The sequence below is a fragment of the Pseudomonas sp. HK3 genome (assembly GCF_052920985.1).
In genome coordinates, this window is sequence record NZ_JBREXD010000002.1 from 904,961 (window position 1) to 913,042 (window position 8,082).

Below are 8,082 nucleotides of genomic sequence, written 5' to 3' on the forward strand. Positions count from 1 at the left end.
CCGCTCTTGTTTAGGTATCAAATACAATAAGGATGTACATGAAATTATTTTTATCAGTATTAACCATCATCAGCCTATGCTTAGGCCAATGCGCACTCGCGCAAGAAGCATCAGAGCAAACCAATATCGACATGAAAAAAATATATTTGGGTGCAGGTATTAGTCATAACCGCATTGACACTTCCTCAATGGGCGGAACAGATGGCAAAGCCAGTGGCTTCCAAGTTTTTGCAGGTTACGATTACGGCCAACGCAGTGGCATTGATATCGCAGCCGAAGCGGGTTTCATTCAAAGCGGTGAGTTCTACGATAACTCTGATGAAGACGCCGATGGTGTATGGGCCGCTGCCGTTGTCTCTAAAGACCTGCCTGAAATTAATGAGAAGCTCGCCGCTATTGTACGCTTAGGTTATGGCCTAGGTGGCGACGATGGTATTTTAATGGGCTTTGGCGCCCAATACCGTGTCAATAGGCAGGCTCTGCTTCGTCTTGAGTATGTAAACAAAGACTTGTCTCAGTCTTATCAGCTAAACGCAGTCTTTAAGTTTTAATCTTTATTGACCGACTACTAACCAGCTACTATAAAAAGGGCTTCTAGTTGAAGCCCTTGCTTTACTTCTTCTAGCTCGCTTTTTCTTGCTTCAAGCCCATAACATGGCCCTTGCCTGACTTAATGACACCTTTACTGGCTGAAACAAGCCATTTTCACTACAATAGCCTAATCAAATTTAAAGTGACGCCCAATGAGCCTAACCCTGCCAAGTCAGCTACTGCTGCAACAAGATTTACCAAAAAACGCACTGCTGATTAATCCACCTCGTGATGATTTAGCCCAAGAGCTAGATGAATCAACTTGGCATGTGGCCAGCTTCAGTTACGCCGTACAGCAGCAATATCAAAGCGCTGGCTATACCAGTACCGATGTTTGTGCACCTCTCACTCAAGAATATTCAAACGTTGTCATTTACTACCCGCCAAAGAACGCCAGCGTGTACTGGGCGACGTGGGAAGGGGCTCTAATTAAAATGAATATGCACAACCGCGTACAGCCTGCCAAGGACAGCATGAACTTAATGCTCAATATGCTCATGGCCCCAGTCGCATAAATCGAAAGCAAAAATATATAGATGCAGCGTGCCTGCATTTTTTAATATCTCATTAAAAGACGATCGGTCTAATTGGTGGGAAATGAATAACGTGGAGAACTATATGACGCACCAAGACGCTCAACTCGTACCGCAAGTAAGTAATGCAGAATCTTTAAAATTAGCCGACAGCTTTACTTTGAAAAATGGCCAAGTCATTAAAAATCGATTATTTAAATCGGCCATGAGCGAGCAGTTAGGTGATAAGCAGTGCAATCCACAACCGGGGCTGGCTAAGCTATATGGGCGCTGGGCAGAAGGTGGCATTGGTATCGCCATGACGGGCAATGTCATGGTGGATCGTGGCGCATTGGGGGAACCTAAGAATGTGGTGTTGGATGAGCACTCTAATCTTGAGCTTTTCAAAGCATGGGCACAAGCAGGTAAAAAAAATGGCGCACATATTTGGCCACAGCTTAATCACCCGGGTAAGCAAATACCAAGTTTTATTGTGAGTGAACCCGTTGCACCGTCGGCTATCTCATTAGGTCGCGGTTTAGAAAAAGGCTTTAATAAGCCACGTGCGTTAACTGAGCCTGAAATCGAAGTGATTATTCAAAAATTTGCCACCGCCGCAAAACTGTCTAAGCAAGCTGGCTTTACTGGTGTGCAAATTCATGGTGCGCATGGTTATTTAGTCAGCCAGTTTTTATCGCCGCGCCACAATCAGCGTGATGACCAATGGGGTGGCCGTTTAGAAAACCGCATGCGTTTTGTGGTGTCGGTTTACCGTGCTATTCGTAAGCAAGTCGGCACAGGTTTTCCGATTGGTATTAAGTTAAATAGCGCAGATTTTATGAAAGGCGGTTTTAGCGAAGAAGACTCCATGCAAGTGGTACAGACGCTTGCTAGTGAAGGCATGGACTTAATTGAAATTTCTGGGGGCACTTATGAAAGCCCATCCATGATGGGAGCAGCCTCTAAAAAACACGTAAAAGAAAGCACGGTCAAACGTGAAGCTTACTTTTTAGATTACATGGACAAAGTACGCAAGCTGGTGGATACACCATTAGTTGTGACTGGTGGCTTTCGTAGTGCGCAAGCCATGACCGAGGCATTACAAAGTGGTGCCACTGATTTTATTGGTATTGCTCGCACAACCGCGGTGGATGCAGGCTTCCCTAATAAGCTAATGGCGGATGACCAATACAGTATGCCACTTGAAAATCTAACCACAGGTAATAAAGGGCTGGATACCATGGGTATGCTAAGTATTACTTGGTATGAGCACCAAATGTGGCGCATGGCAAAAGGCAAAGACCCCAACCCCAGTTTGAGTGCCAAAGGCGTTGTATTTAAAACGGTATTAAGCGCTGGTATTTATGCGTTTAGAAAGCGTCGCGCTTAACCGCTACTGGATTGTTAACGTGTGAGAAACCGTTTGTTCTTTAATTAGAGCAAGCGGTTTTTTTATTGTACTGTTATTGTTAGGTCTAATATCGACGATAAAAAGGCATTTTAAATGAAAAATGAATTAACGGGTGGGTGTTTATGTGGAGAAGTTACCTTTACTTTGGTTAATCACGTTAAAGTGTTTTATCAGTGTCATTGTAAACAGTGTAAGCAACTCACGGGATCTGCGTTTTCATCCAATATATTTACGAATGTTGATAATATTGAATGGTTAACAGGTGAAAACAATATTATTAATTATGAACATCCTTCTAGGGCGTTCTCGAAAGCATTTTGTCAGGCGTGTGGGTCCGCTTTACCTTGTGTTAATAAGACGAAAACGTCATTAATTATACCAGCAGGCTCACTTAATGATGCGTTCGATCTCGTACCACAAGCGAATATCTTTTCAGTTGAAGAAGCATCTTGGCTTAAGTCAGGTTTATGCGCAACAAAATTTGATGGGTTTCCCGAGTAAATATACCCTCGCTTTTAGATTCGAAAATGTGAACTCACAATATTATATGTAATCTATTTAGAGGGAGCCTTCGTACTTAATGTGTATTCTTACACATGCTCAAGGGTTGGATATGAATAAAGTCAGCAGTAAAAAATTATTGCATAGTAAGTGGACAGCGTTAAACCCTAGCAATAAAGAAAAGCACTTTATGGTCACAGATGTTGAATATGACGAAGAGGGTAATGTTACCTTGTGTACAATAGAAGCGGTCATGACAAAACGAGAACAGGCGATCAATTGGCATGACTTAAGCGACCAAAATTTGTGGGCGCAAGGTTGGAAGTATTGATCTTGGCTATATTGTTTATAAATAGCCAATCCCAGAATATATATAAATGATCTAGCTACTATGGCGTTGGTAATGTTATTGCCGACGCTATTGTTCACATTGATAAACAGAGCAATATTATTTTTCCCTCGAATTATTTACGCTCAAAAAGTTAAAATTTACAATGCTGCTAAAAAGGAGTGATGTATGGCGTTTCAAATTGTAATGGGCATGAATGTGAATGATGATGCAGTGTATCAGCGTTACCGTGAGGTTATGACGCCTATTTTACATTCCTATGGTGGCGCGTTCGGTTTTGATTTTAAAGTATCTGAAGTGCTGATCTCAAAAACAACAGATTCTATAAACCGTGTTTTTACTATTGAGTTTCCAAGCAAAAAAATAATGGACGAATTTTTCTCGTGCACTGAATATTTGGCGGCTAAGGCAAGCTATTTTGATCAGGCCGTGTCGAGTAAGACCGTTATTGCAATGCATGAGATGGCATGCTAAATATTCCGCCATTAGTCAAGCTATTGGTCGTTGAGAGCGTTCCTTAATTAAAATTGTTGCTATCTCTAAGGTACTCCATTGTAGAAAATTACCAATGTAGTGACGAACTGATCCTTATAAGTCATTGATAAATAATGCTTTATCCCCGTATGTTAACAACCTAGCCAGTATCTTTACAAAATATATATTGTGGGAGGTTATGAAACATGCATAATGCTGACCATTTAGTCAGCTTATTGTGTGGGTGTAAAAATGAAACCTCTGATTTATATGTCTTTAATGTTTGTAGTCACCGCTTGTGGCGGTGGCGGCTCTAATTCTGTGCCACCTGTACAATTGGAAAAACAAATTCCTAATATCTCATTTTTAATTATTGAAAATTTGCAAGGAGATGACAGTTCACGTTATGCCTTTGAGGGGACCACCCTTATAGTTCGTCATTCATTTGTCGATAATGATATGCATATGATAGATGCCTCGCGTAGCTATTGGTTGAGCCAAGACGATCAAGAGATTCAAGAAGGCGCCAATATTGATTTGTTGAATACACATATTGGTTTTATTAAAGCTTGTGTCGCTCCTGCACTAACTGATGGTCGTAAAGGCTCAGCATTTTGCTCTGAACCAATTGTTATAAAAGCGATTCCAACACTCGCCAGTAAAATCATTAGCCTAGATGCGTTTGATAAAGGAGATTACTTTGAGTCAGCTATTCAGTGGAGCTCAATGCCCGATATCAATACTTGGGAGGTGCGCTGGTTTGATGACAATGATATTTATCACTCAACAGCTGATCAGTTTCAATTTCAAAATTCAAACTTGGACAAAGTTAAGTTTTGTGTTTATGAATTAGTGACGAAGCAATGTGTGAAATATTCCTCTACGGTAGTTGTGCCAAATGCCAAAGTGCCTGATGTCAGTATTTTAGGTTTAACAGGTATATTTTCCCTTGACGGAGAAATTAGACCCAATGTGAGAAGTTCTTACAATTACACTCGACATGTTTCGAGTGAATATAAATGGTTTTTAAATAATGTTGAAATATCAACCAATGAAAAATTAATATTATTAAAGGATTATTTTTCAGAAAATATAAAAATATGTGTTACTCAGAATTATGCAAATTTTAAAGACAGTAATTCGACGCCCTCTGAAGAGGTATGCTTCGAAACGGTAATCAATGAACAAGCTAATCCTGTCACTACTATTTTTGACATTATTGATAATTTATATGCAGAAGGGGCTCCTTGGGTTTTTTCCGGAAAGTTTCGTAGTGCAGAAAAAGTCGATTTTTCAACCATGAGAATAATCTATCAAGATATGCTGCTGACAGAAGACGTTGATTTTGATCTCGTAACGCAGAATGATGCAGATAATAATTTTTCCATACGCATCCCCCAGCAAACGGGCGGTATCGTTAAAATTGGTTGTACATTTTCTTATCTTGGCAAGTTAGTTGATTGCTTTGGTGCTGAAAATACGAACGGGACGGAAATATCGATTCATCATAATAGTAAATTGAGAGATAGTGTTTCTGGTAAAGTAGAGCAAAATAACAGATTAATATTCGAAACGTGCAAAATAGGCGATGAAATTACTTGGAGCCTTGATGGTGTATCTCAACCAATAATTTTTATTACTGATCGAATTTGTTATGGCCCAACGGGTGATGCAGATATTTATTTGACTAGTGATATGGTTGGAAAAGATATAAGTATTGAAGTCAAGCGACGTCCAGATCCGAGTATGACAGATGATCAAATTCAAATTATTGAATTAGATTTGGGTGTGATCAATTAACATTTTCTTATCATGGGTGTCTGGATTAATTCTTTTTATGGAATAATTATTTTTTCAAAAAAACCTGATTCCGGCACCACAAAATATATCTGGCTCGAAAAAAGTGAGCTTACGGTTATTCTTGCGTCTAAAAAAAATTGAAATGAAATAAGGGCAAGGAATAAAGTTCGAAGCATCAATGCCTCATGGATTTGAAAATAGAAAGGCCCGTTGGCTAAAGGCACATTTTTGTGGCTTACAATTGATTAGGTGAAAGAATACTTTATTTAGAGATTAAAAAAACCGTTTGTGTTTCCACAAGCGGTTTATATTTTTAGCGTCTAGTTCGGAAGTGAAATTGATCTTCTAATTAATACCATTCAAATACTATTGAGGTATATCAAAGTTACCGAGGTGTTGTGATAAAACTATGAAACTTGAGACACACAGGCTTATGTGGTTTCTACAAACAAGCTATTCAACTAATTGAAGTAATTTTTGTTTATATTCTTTTTCAGTCAGTATATTTTGATCCCTAAGTATTTTTAATGAGCGTATGGATTCAGTTAAATTATCTTTACTAGTGATAATGCTAAATTCATAATTTAATGTTGGTTGGTATTTGCCAGACCATTTACAGGGATCAATGAACTGAGATTGAGATTGCCCATGATGCCCTAATGGTGGGTGCACTTTTATCTCATAAAGATCAGAGGTTCGAAGCCACCCTGTAGGTGTTACCATTATACCAACCCACTCCTTTGAACATTCTAATGATATTTTTGTGGGAGTTACGCCCTTTTCTTTTCCATTTACATCAATCTGGGCGTTTGACGGTGAGCTTTGAACGGAAAAGACAACTTTATTCGTTGAGCAGCCTGACAAAAATAATAATGTTGTAATTATTATAGGTTTTAATATGAACAAGTATTTGTCCTTTTAATAAATTAATATGTTTGATTTATGATTAAAAAATAAGATATTTCAATTAATGGTGTGCGTTAATTAGACGCATGTATAGTTAAATATCTAACAATTAAATGCTATGGTGGCGTTGTTATTATGTTTTTTAATATGGATTATTAAGTCTATACAATATACGTTGATAGAGCTTGAGGTCTATTTTTTGCAGTGGCTAGAATTTATTTTTCGCTGCGAGCTACATTAACAAATTCATAAGCGGTTATTGCTTGATTACTTATAGCCCGTTCATCCTGAGTAGCGAGGAACGAGCGTGTCGAAATGGCAACTTCCTAAACCTTAGTTAACCAACCAAACTTATCTTCTGCTTTACCCCATTGAATATCGTTCAATGCTTGACGCAGCTTTAATGTGGTTGCGCCTGGTTCGCCAGAACCCACGGTAATCTCTTCGCCGTTGTGAATGAACGTCCCCACTGGTGTTAATACAGCTGCCGTGCCAGAAAGGGCGGCTTCTGTGCCTGGCTTTTGTGCGCGTTCAATTAATTCGCTGACGGTGAAGTCGCGTTCGGTTACGGTCATGCCTAAGTCACGGGCGATGGTCAAAATCGAATCACGGGTAATGCCGTGTAAAAACGAGGTGTCTAATGCTTTGGTGATGATTTCATTACCATCAATCAAAATGAAGTTAGCAGCACCCGTTTCTTGTACGTCGCCATTAGGGCAAAACAAAACTTGGTCTGCGTTGTTTTGCTTACGTGCGCGTGCAATTGGGCCCAGTGCGCTGGCGTAGTTGCCGCCGCTTTTAATCATTCCCATATGCGGCGCGCAGCGCATACCGTCTTCTTCAAGTAATAAACGTAACGGTTTTGCACCACCTGCAAAATAATCTCCTACTGGTGATAGCAGTACGTACAGCAATGAAGTTTCAGAAGAAACGGCGGCTTTACCAATACTCGGCTCAGTACCGATGTGCGTTGGGCGAATGTACATGGAACCCGGTGCCGCAGGCACGTCGTCAACATACATAGCTACGGTTTCTTGGATCATTTGCGCAAGTTGTTCTTTATTGATTTCAGGTAAAAACAATAAGTCAGTGCTTTGTGCCATGCGTTGGATGTTGGCATCCATGCGGAAAATATTCACGCTGCCATCGTCGTGCTTAAACGCTTTTAAGCCTTCAAAGCAGGTGCTTGAATAATGCAAGACATGCGCGCCAGGGTGCAGCTCTAGTTTGTTGGATGCAACAATGCTTGAAGCAGTCCAAGCATTGTTTTCGTATGTTGCTAATGCCATTTTCGGCATGAAAACGGTTCCAAATGCGGCCATTACCTATTCCTAAGTGTGTGCGCGCAAGCCCTAATAGTGGCTTGCCGACTCAATCATTGTGATGCAGTTGAATGCGCTGTCGCAGCAAGGCCAATTAGCCGTTTACTGGGCAGAATTCATAATCTGTTGCCAAAGTGCTTTAACCGTGTCGATGTGGGGTGTTAACCCAGCTTGGTCGAGCTCATTGGGGTCTGACAGTAACTTTTGGTTCTGTAA

General features: G+C 40.2%; 9 protein-coding genes. 7 read left to right on the forward strand and 2 right to left on the reverse strand.

Annotation, left to right across the window (positions count from 1 at the left end; genetic code table 11):
- Positions 1-38: 38 nt before the first annotated feature.
- The 7 genes from ACU6U9_RS15230 to ACU6U9_RS15260 all read left to right on the forward strand — a co-directional run bounded on the left by ACU6U9_RS15230 (position 39) and on the right by ACU6U9_RS15260 (position 5,638).
- A complete protein-coding gene (locus ACU6U9_RS15230; protein ID WP_446734994.1) occupies positions 39-551 on the forward strand; it encodes an outer membrane beta-barrel protein in 513 nt (170 codons plus the stop codon).
- A gap of 192 nt (positions 552-743) precedes the next feature.
- On the forward strand, positions 744-1,106 hold the full coding sequence (locus tag ACU6U9_RS15235) for a hypothetical protein (protein ID WP_446735850.1): 363 nt from the start codon (positions 744-746) through the stop codon (positions 1,104-1,106).
- Between the two features lie 103 nt (positions 1,107-1,209).
- Entirely contained in the window at positions 1,210-2,493 is a 1,284-nt protein-coding gene (locus ACU6U9_RS15240; RefSeq protein ID WP_446735851.1) for an NADH:flavin oxidoreductase/NADH oxidase family protein, read from the forward strand.
- A gap of 114 nt (positions 2,494-2,607) precedes the next feature.
- Entirely contained in the window at positions 2,608-3,015 is a 408-nt protein-coding gene (locus ACU6U9_RS15245) for a GFA family protein (RefSeq protein WP_446735852.1), read from the forward strand.
- 112 nt (positions 3,016-3,127) lie between these two features.
- The gene (locus tag ACU6U9_RS15250) at positions 3,128-3,346 is read left to right on the forward strand and encodes a TIGR02450 family Trp-rich protein (RefSeq protein ID WP_446735853.1); all 219 of its coding nucleotides are present in this window, start codon (positions 3,128-3,130) and stop codon (positions 3,344-3,346) included.
- Between the two features lie 186 nt (positions 3,347-3,532).
- Positions 3,533-3,838 (forward strand): DUF1330 domain-containing protein, encoded by a 306-nt coding sequence (locus tag ACU6U9_RS15255; RefSeq protein ID WP_446735854.1) that lies wholly within the window; start codon positions 3,533-3,535, stop codon positions 3,836-3,838.
- Between the two features lie 252 nt (positions 3,839-4,090).
- Entirely contained in the window at positions 4,091-5,638 is a 1,548-nt protein-coding gene (locus ACU6U9_RS15260; RefSeq protein ID WP_446735855.1) for a hypothetical protein, read from the forward strand.
- A 453-nt stretch (positions 5,639-6,091) separates the two neighbouring features.
- Here ACU6U9_RS15260 and ACU6U9_RS15265 read toward each other — a convergent pair whose 3' ends face one another.
- Positions 6,092-6,544 (reverse strand): PEGA domain-containing protein, encoded by a 453-nt coding sequence (locus ACU6U9_RS15265; protein WP_446735856.1) that lies wholly within the window; start codon positions 6,542-6,544, stop codon positions 6,092-6,094.
- A 326-nt stretch (positions 6,545-6,870) separates the two neighbouring features.
- A complete protein-coding gene (locus tag ACU6U9_RS15270) occupies positions 6,871-7,866 on the reverse strand; it encodes a branched-chain amino acid aminotransferase (protein WP_446735857.1) in 996 nt (331 codons plus the stop codon).
- Positions 7,867-8,082 lie beyond the last annotated feature (216 nt).